The organism is Sanguibacter sp. Z6_81 (genome assembly GCF_057180625.1).
The window spans coordinates 641,123-656,366 of the sequence record NZ_JBXUFV010000001.1 but is presented as its reverse complement, the minus strand read 5'-3'; the positions used below and the strand labels follow the sequence as shown (position 1 = coordinate 656,366).

10 protein-coding genes and 1 pseudogene are annotated in these 15,244 nt (G+C 70.0%); 4 read left to right on the top strand and 7 right to left on the bottom strand.

Going from position 1 to position 15,244, the window contains the following annotated elements; translation table 11 throughout:
• Positions 1 to 19: 19 nt before the first annotated feature.
• The 6 genes from AC2AXK_RS03120 to AC2AXK_RS03095 form a co-directional block, all read right to left on the bottom strand.
• Positions 20 to 1,204 carry a hypothetical protein gene (locus AC2AXK_RS03120; RefSeq protein ID WP_484343871.1) on the bottom strand — a complete coding sequence of 395 codons (1,185 nt, stop codon included), beginning with the start codon at positions 1,202 to 1,204 and terminating at the stop codon, positions 20 to 22.
• A gap of 274 nt (positions 1,205 to 1,478) precedes the next feature.
• Positions 1,479 to 2,321: a GIY-YIG nuclease family protein gene (locus tag AC2AXK_RS03115; RefSeq protein ID WP_484343870.1), complete on the bottom strand. Its 843-nt coding sequence runs from the start codon at positions 2,319 to 2,321 to the stop codon at positions 1,479 to 1,481.
• A gap of 10 nt (positions 2,322 to 2,331) precedes the next feature.
• Positions 2,332 to 6,045, bottom strand: coding sequence for an urea carboxylase (gene uca / locus AC2AXK_RS03110; RefSeq protein ID WP_484343869.1), 3,714 nt, complete (start codon positions 6,043 to 6,045; stop codon positions 2,332 to 2,334).
• Positions 6,042 to 6,722, bottom strand: coding sequence for an urea amidolyase associated protein UAAP2 (locus AC2AXK_RS03105; RefSeq protein WP_484343868.1), 681 nt, complete (start codon positions 6,720 to 6,722; stop codon positions 6,042 to 6,044). The genes uca and AC2AXK_RS03105 overlap by 4 nt, the downstream gene beginning before the upstream one ends.
• The gene (locus AC2AXK_RS03100; RefSeq protein WP_484343867.1) at positions 6,719 to 7,657 is read right to left on the bottom strand and encodes an urea amidolyase associated protein UAAP1; all 939 of its coding nucleotides are present in this window, start codon (positions 7,655 to 7,657) and stop codon (positions 6,719 to 6,721) included. The genes AC2AXK_RS03105 and AC2AXK_RS03100 overlap by 4 nt, the downstream gene beginning before the upstream one ends.
• Positions 7,654 to 9,210 (bottom strand): amino acid permease, encoded by a 1,557-nt coding sequence (locus AC2AXK_RS03095; RefSeq protein ID WP_484343866.1) that lies wholly within the window; start codon positions 9,208 to 9,210, stop codon positions 7,654 to 7,656. The genes AC2AXK_RS03100 and AC2AXK_RS03095 overlap by 4 nt, the downstream gene beginning before the upstream one ends.
• Positions 9,211 to 9,421: 211 nt before the next feature.
• Here AC2AXK_RS03095 and AC2AXK_RS03090 point away from each other — a divergent pair, with 211 nt between their 5' ends.
• Complete coding sequence (locus AC2AXK_RS03090; protein ID WP_484343865.1) at positions 9,422 to 10,165, top strand: helix-turn-helix domain-containing protein; 744 nt, start codon at positions 9,422 to 9,424, stop codon at positions 10,163 to 10,165.
• A 171-nt stretch (positions 10,166 to 10,336) separates the two neighbouring features.
• Here AC2AXK_RS03090 and AC2AXK_RS03085 read toward each other — a convergent pair.
• Positions 10,337 to 10,456: pseudogene (locus tag AC2AXK_RS03085) on the bottom strand (IS3 family transposase); the annotation flags it as partial.
• A 111-nt stretch (positions 10,457 to 10,567) separates the two neighbouring features.
• Here AC2AXK_RS03085 and AC2AXK_RS03080 point away from each other — a divergent pair.
• Genes AC2AXK_RS03080 through AC2AXK_RS03070 form a run of 3 tightly spaced genes read left to right on the top strand, consistent with a single transcriptional unit; the run spans position 10,568 to position 14,994 of the window.
• On the top strand, positions 10,568 to 12,085 hold the full coding sequence (locus tag AC2AXK_RS03080; protein WP_484343864.1) for a hypothetical protein: 1,518 nt from the start codon (positions 10,568 to 10,570) through the stop codon (positions 12,083 to 12,085).
• 34 nt (positions 12,086 to 12,119) lie between these two features.
• Positions 12,120 to 14,756 (top strand): hypothetical protein, encoded by a 2,637-nt coding sequence (locus AC2AXK_RS03075; protein WP_484343863.1) that lies wholly within the window; start codon positions 12,120 to 12,122, stop codon positions 14,754 to 14,756.
• On the top strand, positions 14,689 to 14,994 hold the full coding sequence (locus AC2AXK_RS03070) for a hypothetical protein (protein ID WP_484343862.1): 306 nt from the start codon (positions 14,689 to 14,691) through the stop codon (positions 14,992 to 14,994). Before AC2AXK_RS03075 ends, AC2AXK_RS03070 begins: the two co-directional genes overlap by 68 nt.
• The last annotated feature ends 250 nt before the right edge of the window (positions 14,995 to 15,244 follow it).

Here is a 15,244-nt window from a genome sequence, read left to right as displayed (position 1 = left end):
CCTCCATCTACCCCGCCGATTACGCACGACCATTGCGGGGAAATGGCTCGCCTGGAGGCCAGGCCGCATCAAGTCCGAACAGGGCGCTTGGCGTGACCGGCGATGATGTCGTCCTGAGTTCGCTTCCATTGAGCTCGACCCGATCGCCGGGAAACACATCGACCGGCGCATCCCAATCTGGCGCAGGGTGCACCCACAGGGCGGACTCCGCCTGGTGGGGCCGGTAAGGCATCAGTTGGTTGACGAGTAAGACTGCCGAGACGTGCGACCTCCGCCAGGCCGGCGGGGAGCCGAAGTACCCGTCTCGAAGCCGCACCAGATGGGCATCATTCAGGCTCTCGTCACGTAGAACCTGCGTGCCGTACATCGCACTCTGAGCTTGCGATCGGTCGCTGTCGAACAAGTAGGTGCCTACGGCGATCACATATGGGCTCTCCAGGTCGCCGTAAGCGCTGGTCTTTGACTTGAGTGCTTTATGAATCAGAGGAACATCATCAACAACAGACGCAGGCAGATGCGCGTAGACACCAATTGCCCGATCGCCGGGGATGGCGCATCGCCTGTCTCGCGGCCGTGGCAGGGCTCCGAGCGTCATCGACCAGCCACCCTCCCTGAAGGTACGGCTCGGCGCCGACTCGTACGAGGGGTAGTCGTCCGGATCCAGCGAGTTGAGCCAGTGCGCAATCTTCCGCCGGAATTTCACTGCTGCTGGCGATGACGAGTCCTCGTTGAGCTCTCGTAGCACCAGAGTGAAGTTGGGTGTCGGGAGACCGTTGACCACATCGAGGAGTCGGTCTCTTCTCCTGGCAGCGGCCCGAACTTCCGGGCTCACCCCGGGGACAACGGCTTCGACGTAGAAGCTGTGGCCATCCCGCTCTGCATGGAAGTCGGGGCGACGTTGCGTCGTCGTCGAGGCGGGATGGACTGTCACCTGGTGTCCTGTGCGGAGGAGAACCTCGTGGAGGTACAGCTCAAAGAACGCGCTCCGAAACTGATAGTCGTCGCCGGACCGTAGCCTGCTTCGGACATCCGAGTAGTCCTCATCAACACGCAGGTGGTCTGCCCACGTCTGAATGAGCGCACGCGGGTAGGACCAGTAGTCGCTAGCCACACGGTTCATAAAGGCGAACGTCGACTCTTCGAAGTCGGCAGGGCCCGTCTCCGACTGCTCGACGTCGCCGAAGATCATCTCTCGTTTGACCACGGTTCAGGGTCCCACGGAGCAAGGCCAACAAATGAGCATCAACCGCCAACACCATGCTGCAGGTTCCGATCTCGCGTTCCTTCTGCATCGCCCAGCGGACCGACCACAAGCAGTGCGGCCAACTCTTTTACCCGTCCGGCCTGGAGCGGGAACGGGTCCGTTAGCCTCCCCCCCTATATGGGTGGCCAACGGAGAGCTCAGGCCACAGCCTTCCGGTGCCTCGTGGCGAGACGACGGTTACGTGAGTGCGGGAGATGCTCGGGCCCTCATCGCACTAGTTGCGATTAAGTCCGTGCTCCCGTGTCAGCAGGGCACGCTTGTAGTGGGCCTCCGCCTCGTCCACGTCGCTTGTCGGTGTCGCCGGGCCGAACACCCGCAAGATGCTGAACACGAAGTGGTGCCGGTGTGCGGGATCGAGCCCCGATAGCTCCCTGAGTGCCACGTTCCCGCCGTGACCGTCTCGCGCGTATGCGGTCCACCGGCCGAGGATCCGCTCCGCACCGTCGGCCTTGCCGACGTAGAGCCGTCCCGTGCTGGAGTCCGCGATGAGGTAGATCCCTTGAACGGACCCCAACGCTGTGCGCCACGCCCCATAGCGCGAGTCCTCGACAAGAGCGAGGAGCTCGCTGTACGACACGACCAACCTGTCGAACCCCGGGAAGGCCACGGCGTGCGGATCGGCGATCTCCACGACCGGGAACGCAGCCGCGCTCGCACCGCTCTTCGCCCAGTTCACGGCATCGCGTGACCACTCGACCACGAGCCGGTCTGTCAGCGCGGCGAGAGCGGACGAGGGACGCAGGTCGAAGCACCGGTGTTCTTCGGTGCGTTCGGACTGCACCTCGCCGTGGTTCTCGTACGCCACAAGGAGTCGGGAGCGCCGCTGACCGTCGGCCATGAAGCACAGCCACAAGGGCGCGGGTTCCTTTCCGAGCTTGTTGCCGTGACCCTGCCTGCGTGTGTACTCAAGGACGCTGGCGGGAGAGAGCTCTCCGGGCATCAGACCGTCGGACTGGTATGTATGGCGCAGTACCACCACGCGGTTGGTGTCGACTCCCGCCGCTTGAAAGATGTGGCCCAGGAAGAGGCGGCCATCGGGCGACGGGGCAGTAGTCATACCCACCAATCTAGGCCGCCACCTCCTCCTCACCGTCGGCCGCAGCCCTCCCCGCCTCGACGAGCACCACGAGCGCATCCCCCGCCACGACCTGTCCACCGGGTGCGACGAGCACCTCGTGCACCACCCCGTCGCACGGGGCGACGACGGCCGACTCCATCTTCATCGCCTCGAGCGTCACGAGCGCCTGACCAGCCACGACGCGCGCACCCGCAACCACGTCCGTCTTCCACACGCTCGCCGCGAACGGCGCCGCGACGACGGTCCCGCCGTCAGGCACCGTGAACTCCGGAGCCGGCGCGACGGCCGCGGCCGCCTCGGCGCGGTCGAACTCCCCGGCCTCCTCCCACGCGTCACGCTCCGCGGAGAACGCCGTCGTCTGCCGCACCCGGAACTCCTCGATCGAGTCCGCGTTGTCTGTGAGGAACTGCTCGTGCTCCGCGAGGGAGAACGTCCCGTCCTCGATCTCCACGTGCCCGCGCCCGGCCGCCATGTCGGCGCGCAGGTCGAGCAGCTCCTCGGGCGACACCGGGTACCAGGAGATCCTGTCGAAGAACCGCAGCAACCACGGTGACCCGGGCTCGAACGGCGCCGCCTCGGAGTACCGGGACCACACCTGGGTGGTGCGCCCGACGAACTGGTACCCGCCCGGGCCCTCCATGCCGTAGATGCACAGGTACGCCCCGCCGATGCCGACGGCGTTCTCCGGCGTCCACGTCCGCGCGGGGTTGTACTTCGTCGTCACGAGCCGGTGACGCGGGTCCAGGGGAGTGGCGACCGGCGCCCCGAGGTACACGTCGCCGAGCCCGAGGACGAGGTACTGCGCCCCGAACACCGTGTCGAAGACGTCGTCCACCGACCCGAGACCGTTGACGCGTCGGATGAACTCGATGTTCCAGGGGCACCACGGGGCGTCGTCGCGCACCCCCGCCATGTACCGCTCGATCGCCTCCCGCGTCGCCGGGTCGTCCCAGGAGAGCGGCAGGCGGACGCTGCGGCTCGGCACGACGAGCTCCGACGTCGCCGGCAGGTCCGTCTCCAGCTCGCGCACGAGGCCGAGCAGGCGCGCCGTGGGCAGCACGTCCGGGTCCACCTTGATCTGCAACGACCGGATGCCGGGGGTGAGGTCGACGACGCCGGGCAGTGCCTCCGCGACGATCCGCTGGTGCAGGGCGTGCACACGGGCCCGCAGCCCGAGGTCGAGCACCATGTCCCCGTACTCGACGAGCAGGTTGTCGTCACCCGAGCGCCGGTACGTCACCTCGGGCCCGCCCGCGCTGGCGGGCGTCCGGACGATGACGCCGTCGTCGCCGTCGCGGCCCTGCGGGGTGAGCAGCACGCCGCTCGCCCGCCGCGCGGCACCGAGCTCACGGACCGACGGCGCGTCGGACGTCCGCACCGGCACGAACCGCACGGTGTCACCGGGACGCAGCTGCCCGAGCTTCCACCGCTCGCCCGTCACCACGGTCACCGGGCAGACGAACCCGCCGAGGCTCGGCCCGTCCGGCCCGAGGAGGATCGGGGTGTCGCCCGTGAAGTCGAGCGCGCCCACGGAGTACGGGGTGTCGTGGATGTTCGACGGGTGCAGTCCCGCCTCCCCGCCGTCGGACCGCGTCCAGCGCGGCTTGGGGCCGATGAGCCGGACCCCGGTGCGCGCAGAGTTGAAGTGCACCTCGTAGCTCGTCGCGTAGAGGTCGTCGATGTCCTCGCGCGTGAAGAACTCGGGCGCCGCGTGCGGGCCCTCCGTCACGGCGAGCTCCCACGTCGTGGTGAGCGCGGGCCGGGCGTCGAGCGGCACGGCCCCTTGAACCGCTCCCTCGCCGTCCTGCACGACGGCGGCCCGCAGCACGTCCCCGGGGCGCAGCGCGCGCCCCGCGTGCCCACCGAACTGCCCGAGCGTGAACGTCGACGCGCTCCCCAGGTACGGCACGACGTCGAGCCCGCCCGCGACGAGCACGTACCCGCGCAGCCCGGCACCGGTGGCCGAGCCGACGTCGAGCAGACCGCCCGCGGGGATGGTGACCGGCTCCCACAGCGGAGCAGGGACGCCGTCAAGGAGGAGCTCGACGTCCGCGCCCGTGACGCACACGGTCGTCTCGTGAGTGAAGCGCAGGGCCGGGCCGCCGACGGTGAACTCCAGGCCCGGGGCGCCCTCGGCGTTGCCGAGCGCGACGTTTCCGAGGCGGAAGGAGAGGTCGTCCATCGGGCCGCTCGGCGGCACGCCGACCTTCCACAACCCTGTGCGGCCGGGCCAGTCCTGGACGGTCGTCTGCATGCCGGGGCGTTCGACGGTGATGCGGGGCTCCGGGTCACCGAGGGTGTTGAGCGTGTCGGTGGAGTGCGTGACGTCGCGGACGGTGTCGAGGGTGGCGACGGCGCGCAGCATCCCGAGGTTCGTCTCGATGCCGTCGATGCGCGTGCCAGCCAGCCCGTCGCCGAGCAGCGCCAGCGCCTCGTCGCGGGTGCCCGCGTGGGCGATGACCTTGGCGAGCAGGGGGTCGTAGTGGGTCGAGACCTCGCTGCCCGTCTCCGCCCAGGCGTCGACACGGATGCCGTCGAGCTCCGGGTAGCGCACATGGGTGAGGGTCCCGGCGCTCGGTCGGAAGCCCGTCGCCGGGTCCTCCGCGTAGACGCGGGCCTCGACGGCGTGACCGGCGAGGGGGAGTGCGTCGGGGATGCCGTCGAGCACGGTCGGAGCTGCGGGGAGCTCCTCGCCCGACGTGCCCTCGAGCGCGAGTCGCAGCATCCACTCGACGAGGTCGACGCCGGTGACGGCCTCCGTCACGGGGTGCTCCACCTGGAGCCGGGCGTTGACCTCGAGGAACGACGCCTCCTGGCGCACAGGGTCGTAGACGAACTCCACGGTCCCGGCCGAGCGGTAGCCCACCGACGCGCACAGCGCACGCGACGCCCGGTGCAGCTCGGCGCGCAGGTCGTCCGGGAGCCCCGGCGCGGGCGCCTCCTCGAGGACCTTCTGGTGGCGGCGCTGCAACGAGCAGTCGCGGTCCCCGAGGCTCACGACGCGGCCGGTGCCGTCACCGAAGACCTGCACCTCGACGTGCCGGGCGTGCTCGACGTACCGCTCCGCGAACACCCCGACGGTCGAGAAGCTCACGGCCGCGAGGCGCGCCACGCGCTCGAACGAGTCCGCGAGCTCGGCCTCCGAGCGGCACACGGTCATCCCGATGCCGCCACCACCGCCGGTGGCCTTGAGCATGAGCGGGAAGCCGATGACCTCGGCCGCCGCGAGCGCCGCATCGATGTCGGGCAGCAGGTCCGTGCCCGCGATCATCGGGACGCCCGCGGCCCGGGCGACCTCGCGGGCCGTGTGCTTCGTGCCGAAGACGCGCAGCTGGGCGGGCGTCGGGCCGACGAACGCGAGGCCCGCCGCCTCGACGGACTCCGCGAAGGCGGCGTCCTCGGAGAGGAACCCGTAGCCCGGGTGGATCGCGCCCGCGCCGGTCGACGCCGCGGCGGCGAGGATCGCGTCGACATCGAGGTAGGACTGCTTCGCCGGGGCCGGGCCGAGGAGCACGGCCTCGTCCGCGAGCCGCACGTGCGCGGCCCCGCGGTCCGCCTCGGAGAACACCGCGACGGTCCGCAGCCCCATCTCGCGGGCGGTCCGGATGACCCGGCACGCGATCTCGCCGCGGTTGGCGACGAGGACGGTGTCGAAGCGGCGCGCGGTGGTGGACGTGGCGGTCGTGGTGCTCGTGCTGGTCATGCTGCGGCCTCCGGGCGGGTGACGATCATGCGGACCGGCGTCGGGTCGAACCCGTTGCACGGGTTGTTGATCTGGGGGCAGTTGGAGACGAGGACGAGGGTGTCCTGGTCCGCCCGCAGGGCGACGCGCTTGCCCGGTCCGGACAGGCCGTCGACGATCCCGAGGGCGCCGTCCGGGTCGACGGGCACGTTCATGAACCAGTTGATGTTCGAGACGAGGTCCCGGGCACCCAGGCCCCAGCGGGACCCCTCGGCGAGGAAGTTCTCGACGCACGCGTGCTGCTCGCGGGTGTGCTGGCCGTAGCGCAGGGTGTTCGACTCCTGCGAGCACGCACCGCCGATGGTGTCGTGCACCCCGACCTCGTCGGCGAGGACCGTCATGAGCGCCTCGCCGGTGTCCGCGCGCAGCACGGACCCGGTGGTGAGCACGATGGACCGCTGCCGCGTGACGGTCTCGGCCGCGGAGTACCGCACCGACGTGTCGCCGGCGGCGTAGAGGAGGCAGTCGACGGCCTGGTTGCCCTCGAGGTCGACGATCGTCAGGACGTCACCGGCACGGACGACGGCCGACCAGGGGCCGCGGGCCGCGACGAGCTCGTCGAGCACGACCTCCCCGGGGGCGAGCGCGACGTCCGCCGCGGTGGGGGTGGCGCTGGGTGCCGTGGTGGTCGTCGTCATCGCTGGGTCCTCGCTCGCAGGTCGCTCTCGGTGTTGTGCAGCGCCTGGCGGTGCTCGGGTCCGAGCTCCGCACCGGCAGTGGTGCCGTCGCTCGGCAGGCGGCCGTCGCGCAGCGCCGCGAGGTCGTCCGGCGCCGACCATGCGACGACGTCGACGGCGGTCCCGGTGAACTCCTCGCGGTCGTCGAGCGGGTGCGCGGTGTTCGCGACGACGAGGACGACAGCGGTCTGCACGAGGAGGTCCACGACCCCACCCTCCCCGGCGCCCCCGATGAACCGGATGGACCCGTCCGGCTCGACCCGGCTGCCCTTGAACAGCGTCACGGACGGCGGGACGTCCCGACGGTCGAGCCCGTGCTTGAGCGCGCCCAGCGTGAGCAGCTCCCGGCCGGCGGGCGCCGCCGAGTGCGCGCTGCCGCTGCCGTACCGCGCCTCGTTGCCGGCGCGCGTCGTCGTGCCGGTGAGCGCGTCGTGGTGGCCGGAGGTGTCGGCGACGACGGTCGCGAGGAGCCGCCCCGCACCGGAGAGCAGTGGGTGCCCGGTGCTCGGGTACGCCTGCCACGGCACCTTGACGGTGTCCGCGACGTTGAGGCGCTCGTGCAGGTCCCCGGCCCGGTACAGCAGCAGGTGCAGGCACGCGTCACCGACGGTGTCGACGAACCGCACGCGCGTCCCGCGGGCGAGCGTCGCCGTCGTGTAGCGGCCGAACGCCACGGACTCCGCCCACACGAGGTCGTCCGTCCCCTCAGGGGCGAGCGCGACGAGACGGTCCGGTGCCGACGACGCCGGGACGTGGCGCATCGTCTCGGCGAGCTGGTCGTGCTGTGCGCGGGCGTGCGCCCGGGCGCCGGCGGTCGTCGCCGTCCCGGCGCCGGCCGGGACGACGTCCGCCGTGAGTGCGGTCGCGGCGAGGTCCGCGGGTGCGGTCGTGGTCATGAGAGTGCTTCCGTGTCGAGGGCGGTGGGCGTGGTGGCGCGCGCCGCGCGTGCGGCGATGCGGCGCTGGATCGGCAGGCCCGCGAGGAGCAGGACACCGACGAGCACCGGCGCGGACCACAGGAACCAGGGGTTCTCCCCGGTCGGGTCGTAGACCTCCGAGCGGGGCCACGAGAGGTTGACGATCATCGCGGCGCCGTAGAGCACGGCGAGGATGTTCACCGGGACGCCCCAGCGGCCGAGGGAGAACAGACCGTCGGGCATGGTGCGCCCGGTGCGGGCCCAGTCGCCGCGAAGCCGGTTGAGGAGCAGCGGCACGGTGACGAGCAGGTAGGCGAGGTAGATCATGACGATGCAGACGCTCGTCAGCGTGGTGAACAGCGCCGCGTTGCCGACGTTGATGGCGAGGACGACGACGGCGAGCGCCCCGACGACGATCGACGGCCACACCGGGGTGCCGCGGGTGGGGTGCACGGCCGAGAGGCGGCCCGCGGCGGGGAGCTGGCCGTCACGCGCCATCGAGTAGACGAGGCGGGAGCCGGCCGTCTGGATGGCGAGCGTGCAGACGACGACGGCGATGGCGACGTCGACGAGCAGGACCTTGCCCCAGAACGTCCCGAGCACCGCGGTGAGGACGTACGGCAGGCCTTCCGCAGCGAGGCGGCCGTCGGTGAGGCTCGGTGCGGCCATGAGAGCGGCGAGGATCATGAGACCGCCGCCGAGCCCGGAGATGAGCAGCGCGGAGAGGATGGTGCGGGGGGCGACGCGGCGCGGGTTGCGCGTCTCCTCGGACAGCTCGCCGGCCGAGTTGAAGCCCACCATGACGTACGCGGCCATGAGGCCGGAGACGAGGAACGCCCCCGTCATGCCGAGGTCGGAGCCCTGCAGCGCGCTCGTGTCCCCGACGACGTCCGGTCCACGCCGTGCGGCGGTGAACAGGGCGAGGACGACGGCGGCGACCCCGACGAGCTCGCACGTCACCCCGATGGAGTTGATGTGGGACATGATCTTCACGCCCGCGCAGTTGATGGCCGTGGTGACCACGAGCAGGAGCGCACCGAGCACGACGGCGTTCGAGGCGCCGCTCACCGTGTTGAGGGCAGGGTCTCCGCCGACGACCTGGAACCCGGTCCACAGCTGCGGCAGGACGACCTGCAACGCGATGGCGGCCGCAGACGCCGTGATGACCTGCGCGAATGCCATGACCCAGCCCGCGTACCAGCCCGCGGTGGTTCCGCCGACGCGCCGTGCCCACTGGTACACGGCGCCGGAGAGCGGGTACCGCGCCGCGAGCTCGGCGAAGTTCAGGGCGACGAGCAGCTGCCCGCCGAGGACAAGCGGCCACGTCCAGAAGAAGGCGGGCCCACCGAAGGAGTAGCCGAACGCGAAGAGCTGGAAGATCGTCGTGAGGATCGAGACGAACGAGAACCCCGCCGCGAACGACGCGTACCGCCCGAGCTTGCGGTGCAGGGTGGGCTCGTACCCGAGGGAGGTGAGGTCGGCGTCGTCGACGTGGTCGGTGTGACCGGGTGGTGTCACCACAGAAGCAGTCATCGTGTTCTCCGTAGCAGCCGGGAGCGGCTCGGCCCGAGCGGCCGGGTCACAAGTACCTTTCACCTGACAGTTTTTATGTCCGGTGTGTTCGCTGCGTCACCCCTGTGTGAAAAGTGGGTTTCCGACGTTTCCGATCGGTAAACACCTCCTCGCACCGCCCGACGTGGGGACGAGAGGCCGTGCCCGCTGCAGCCGGTGGGAGGATGTCCGCGTGGCTCTTTCCGCGACGACACCCGGCCCCGGGCGCCCCCGCCTCAAGGCCCAGACCCGTCCGGGCGCGTCCGCCCGCGAGGAGATCCTCGACGCCGCCGCCGAGCTCTTCACCACCCGCGGCTTCGCGACGACGTCCACCCGCGCCATCGCCGACGCCGTCGGCATCCGCCAGGCGTCGCTCTACCACCACTTCGCGACGAAGGACGACCTCCTCGCGGAGATGCTCGGCCGGACCGTCGGCGGCCCGCTGCGCCTCGGCCGGGCACTCCTCGCGGACCTCGCCGCGGGGGCGAACGACCCCGCGACCGGGTCGGGCGACGGCCCGGCCCGCCCGGAACCAGCCGCGTACCTGCACGCCCTCGCGGCGTACGACGGCACGCAGCTGTGCGCCCACCGCTGGAACCTCGGGATCCTCTACCACCTGCCCGAGGCCCGCGGCGAGCGCTTCCGCCCGTTCCTCGAGGACCGCGCCGCCCTGCGCGGCATCTACCGCGAGCTGGGACGTGCCGTCGACCTGGCGACAGCCGCAGCACCCGCCGTCCCGGACCTCGGGGAGCTGACCTTCCGCCTCGTCGAGTCCCTCATCAACCTCCGGGCCGACGGTGACGCGGACGCCCGCTCGCCGCTCGACGTCGCCGACGCGTGCCTGCGGCTCGCCGCACCCGGAGCCGACGTCGAGCGCGTCCGCGCCGACAGCGACCGGCTCCTGCGGTCCCTGGCTCCGGGTGCCGCCGTCCAGTAGCCTCCCCGACCATGACCACCGCGCCCCCTGGCCAGCGCCTACGCGCAGGTTGACAGCCGAGCCTCGTAGCGTCGACCGCGACCTCACCGGAGACGAGCCCCCGCGCTAGATTCAGCTCTACTCCTTCCAAAGCCGAGCCACGTTGGTTTCCGCGTCAGAGTCGGGCTTGGCGTAGGTCCTCTTAATCCAGGTGACCATCGCGATCCGCAGGTCCTCGCGCGTGGACCAACGGCGACGGTTCGGCTCGTTCTTCTGCAGGAGCGAGAAGAGGCTCTGGCTGGCCCCGTTGTCCCGGCGGAGGCGATCAGCCCATCGAGCCGAGCAAGTCTTCGCAAGTCGGGACAGGCGCACCCCGCGGGGAATCCGGCGTCCGCTCGCCACGAGTCTGCGATGCTTTGGCTCGTGACGATGACGCGCGTGGATGGGCCTGGCTGGGTCGACCAGCGCACGAGCCCGATCATGGGTCTGTTCCCGATCGCCGTCGAGCAGTACCTGAACTCCGCAGTGGCGGTGCACGCCCCCGGCGTGACAACCGTGACGACGACGGCGCGCTACTTCGCGCTGCATGGGCTGGTCGCTCACGAAGCGGTGAGTCGCGACCTCGACGACACCGCGACTAGGGACCTGCTGCGCAGGTCCGAGGTTGTCTACGCTCTGGCGTGCATGGCTCACCGCGACAGCCCTGAGCACGTCGGTGAGTGGCCTGCACCGCACGGCGAGGGCAAGCTGCGCAGCCCTTTGGAGTCCGGGGCGGTTGATCTCACAGTCGCCGCCGGGCACGGCACTGGGCGGTACTCCAACTCCTCGTGGGGGTTCCTCAGTGCGTACCGCGGGTCGGAGATGACACTCGGGATCCTGTCGACGGACAGTTTCAGCACCGGTGACGCGTTCGACGCTGCGCCCGTGAGCAGCGCGCTGCGCGCCGTGGTGGATTTGGCGCGCAAGGCCACCGCCGTGTCGCTCGAGGACGTCGCAGGCTTGGCTGACGTGTGCCTGTGCCAGGCACGGTTCAGTGCCGATGGTGAGTGGCTGGCGCGCCTGTTCGCAGGCCGTCCGCACGACGTCGGCACCGTCGCCAGCGTGCTGGGCCAGACCCAGCAGATGATCGCTGCCGCGCTCCAGGCGGCTCCGGTGGAGAACCTCGAGGATCTCGCACGATTCGTCATGTACGACCCGCAGATGCTGACCCACGAGCATGCTGGCAACGGCGACGTCTGGCGTCGCTGGCGCGGTCTGCGCACACGCGCGGAGTCGGTTCACGCCTGGCGGCTGCTGTGGGCGCACATGTGCGACGCGCTGATAACCACCGGAGCAATGACACCGGCCCAGCTCGGTGAGCGACTTGCCGACCAGATGCCCACCGGCCCAGTCCGGGCGTACGTCGATGACCTGCCCGCGGTGACAGACGCCGTCGGTCAACCACTCCCGGCGGAGCGCGACGCGACGGTGGTTGGGCGCACGGACGTCGATCGCTGGGTCGCGACTCTCCTTCTTGGCGGCCAACGACACGATGCCCTGAAAGCCGGACCGGACACACCCGAACGTCGTGGATTCGAGGGGCCTGCAGGTCACCGGCTCGGGGTCGAGGAACTCTCACCGCACTGGGTGGCAGCCACGACACGCTCCTGGGCAGACCGGTCCGTCCACGACCTGGTTGTTCACCTCGCGGAAGTGATGGCCAACCGTGCACATCGCGTGACGATGGCCAAGTCCTACTTCCGGCGCTCGGATCAGCGGTTCGTCATGCCGGTTCGCGTGGTCCTTGATGACGGGCTGGTCTACCGCGTCCACGGGGATGTGGCCCGTGCGCCTAGCCTGCGGTGGGCACAGCTGATGTCGATGGGCCGTCAGGTCGGTCTGCTTGCCCGGGACGAGAACGGCACATGGACGCGCGGGCCTCGGGGGGCACTCCTTGACTGACGGGGGGCCTGCATTGACCCAGTCGGGGTCTCTCATGTCGCACCTGTTCGCCGTGCCCACATCCGAGCGCCCATTCACTGAGGCACTGTTCACCACCTTCAACGTGGATCTCGGCTTCTTCGAGGACCGGGTGCTCGGTATCGTGCGCGCCTCCGGTGCGGCTGTGACGGTCCTGGCCGACGCAGCGATGTTTGATCCTGATCCGCGCGCAGTGAAGGCAGCCGGCACGTCCTATCTCGTCGGCCTGGCCTCGATGTCGGCCGCGTTCCACCCCAAGGTCAGCGTGTTGGTCGGTCCGCAGCAGGCGATGGTCGCGATCGGGTCAGGCAACATGACGTCCGGCGGCCTGGTCCGCAACGACGAGACCCTCACGGTCGCGCACGGAACCCTCCAGGACGGCTCTCCTGCTCTCATCGGACAGGTCGCCGACTGGCTGCACTCGCTGGACAGGGTGCGCATGGGCGCTCTAGCCCGCAGCAGCACCCAGCGGGTGGCCGTCGCCCTGGACCGCTTCGTGGCCAGCAGTGCACCCATCGCGACACCGCACACCCTGGTGAGCACAGCGAACGACGCCATCATCGACCAGCTCCCTGCCGGGCATGTCGACGAGCTTCGCCTGCACGCGCCGTTCCACGACCCGCGGGGTGCCGCACTCACCGCCCTGATCGACCGGTACCGGCCGCGCCGCGTCACGATCGCTGTGCAACCTGACCGGACGATCCTGCAACCGCAGGTGCTCGCCGCAGTCGCCGCCGGCGCCGACGTCGAGATGGTCTGGCAGGACGCGGGAACCGACTACCGGCACGGGAAGCTCATCGAGGCTGTCCAGGGCGGCAGCGTCCAGTGGTCGCTGACGGGGTCAGCGAACCTGACCGGGGCCGCTCTTCGGCGCTCGGTCGCGTCCGGGGGGAACGTCGAAGTCGGCGTCGTGCACACTGCCGGCTCTTCGCTGTACCCCGGCTCGGGCGAACCGCTGTCGACGCAGCAGGTTCCGGCCAGAGCGATATCGACGGCTCCCGGTCAGGCACTTCGCCCGGACGTCGCCGTCCCGCTGATCCTCGGCGCCACGCTGGTCAAGGGACATCTACGCGTCGAGTTCGCCCATACGTATCCCTTCGATGTCGCGATCCAGGTGAGCGCCTTCGCCGATCTGCCTGAGCAGTACCAGGAGGTAGCGCAACTGCCCGCCGGTGAACACCTGTGGGACGTCGCGGTCTCGGACCAAATCCGGTCCAGCAGCCGGGTGCGCCCCGCGTGGTCGCATGATGGCACCACCCTGTGGGGTTCGCCCCGGTTCGTCGACGACGCGCAGTGCGTACAGCACCGGATCACGTCCATGAGCCGATCGGAGTCGAACACCGATCTGCACTGGTCGGACCTGCTGGGGGACGTCGACTTGATGAACGACTGGCACCGCCATCTGACCCGTGTCATGCGTGAACAGCGTGTGGTCCCGCTGCCGCGCGCGTCAGACGGTGCATCGGCCTCGGTCTCCAGCGGCCTGGAACCAGCCGCGGGCTGGCGCACGCTGGACGACGCGGAAGCCTGGGCCAGATACGCCGACGACGCAGTCGCTCGACTGGGACCGACGCTCGCCAGTCACGCCTCTGGGCGGCTCATCCTGCCGCTGCTGGGTGCGTCCACACCCGTGAACAGTGTCAGCGAGCCGATCTGGGCGGACCGCTTCGAGGTGGACGAGTCGTCGTTCGATGATGAGCACACAGCCGAGGAGCAGGACGAGAGCGCCGAGACCTCGAGCGAGGAACCGCCCGTCGCACGAGACGTGACACCACGGCAGCAGGCGGCCGTGCGGCAGTGGCTGGGGCGCCTCACCGATGACATGAGCGAGACACCCGCCATCGACCGGGCGGCTTTCGTCCGCCTTGCTCTTATCGGGACGTTCGCTCGTATCTGGGATCGGGGTACCGCGCCCTGGTTCGACCTGCTGGCCGGCGCCGCGAAGCAGCTCGACGGCGCTGGTATCCCTGCACAGCTTCGCCCAGAGCTCGCCGCACTTGCTGCCGTGTGCCTGTATCGCCTCGACCAGGGAGCGTCTCCCGACCGCCGTGCGGGCAGCGGCCGGATCTACTCCGAGACGTCCACCGCTCTCCTGCCGCTGCTTGAAGATGTGGACAGTCAGCGTGTCGATCGCATCCTGCACGAGATGCAAGGGGCCTCCGGTGCCCTCAGCACCGAGGGCGTCCTGGACAACGTGAGCGCCTTGTTGAAGGCCAACCCGTGGACCGAGGCCGAGCGGCTGCTACAGCGTGAGCACCCTGACTGGTCCGTGCACCTGGAGCGTGACGGCCTGATCACCATCGAGGGGAAGTTCGCGAACGCGGTGCGGGTCGCCGCACAGGCGCTTGCGTTCCTCCCGTCCGGTCGCACCGCGGCCGTGCGCGTCCGACCGACCAACAGGCCTCAGACGACGACCGTCGTGCTCAACGGTGACGTGCTGGTGGTTCACACCCCTGCCGGTGGCGGCCCGTGGAAGACGTACCGGCTGACACCCATGCTCAGCCCGGCTGCGATCGCTGACGGCGGTGATGCGGAGCAACGCGCTCGTCTCGACCCCGCAGCGATGTGGCGCACGCCGTCCACGCATGCCCACGAGGCCTGGCAGGCGGCGGGCCTCAGCGATCAACTGGGACGACGACAATCGCATCCGTGACCGCATCGCGATCGAGATCCCCGAGAAGGTCCTCGCCGACGAGGACTACGCGAACGCACGCGCCAACAACGACGCGGACAACGCCAAGCTAGCCATGACCGCTGCCTTGGCGAAGGTCATGCAGGGCATGCTCCGTGACGAGACGCAGCTGTTCAAGCAGTTCGTCGACAATGAGGACTCCAAGTCTTGGCTGACCGACGCGGTCTTCCGTTCGACCTACGAGCAGGGAGCCGCCTGATAGCGCCGGCTGACCCTAGCCTCACGAGTTCCGCCCCCGCACTCGACGCACGTCCAGCGTCCCACCAGGGTGTCGCGGATTTCCGACCGCCCCGTCCAAAGCCCCGCCATAGACGCCTGCGCCTAGAACCATCCGAGGCGCGAGAGCTGGCCTTCACTCAACCGAGCTCCTACCCGCTTGATGGATGCGCCAATCTCGTCAGGCCCAGTTCGAAGCGCGAACGGTGCAGGCACAGGAAAAGCGCCGAACG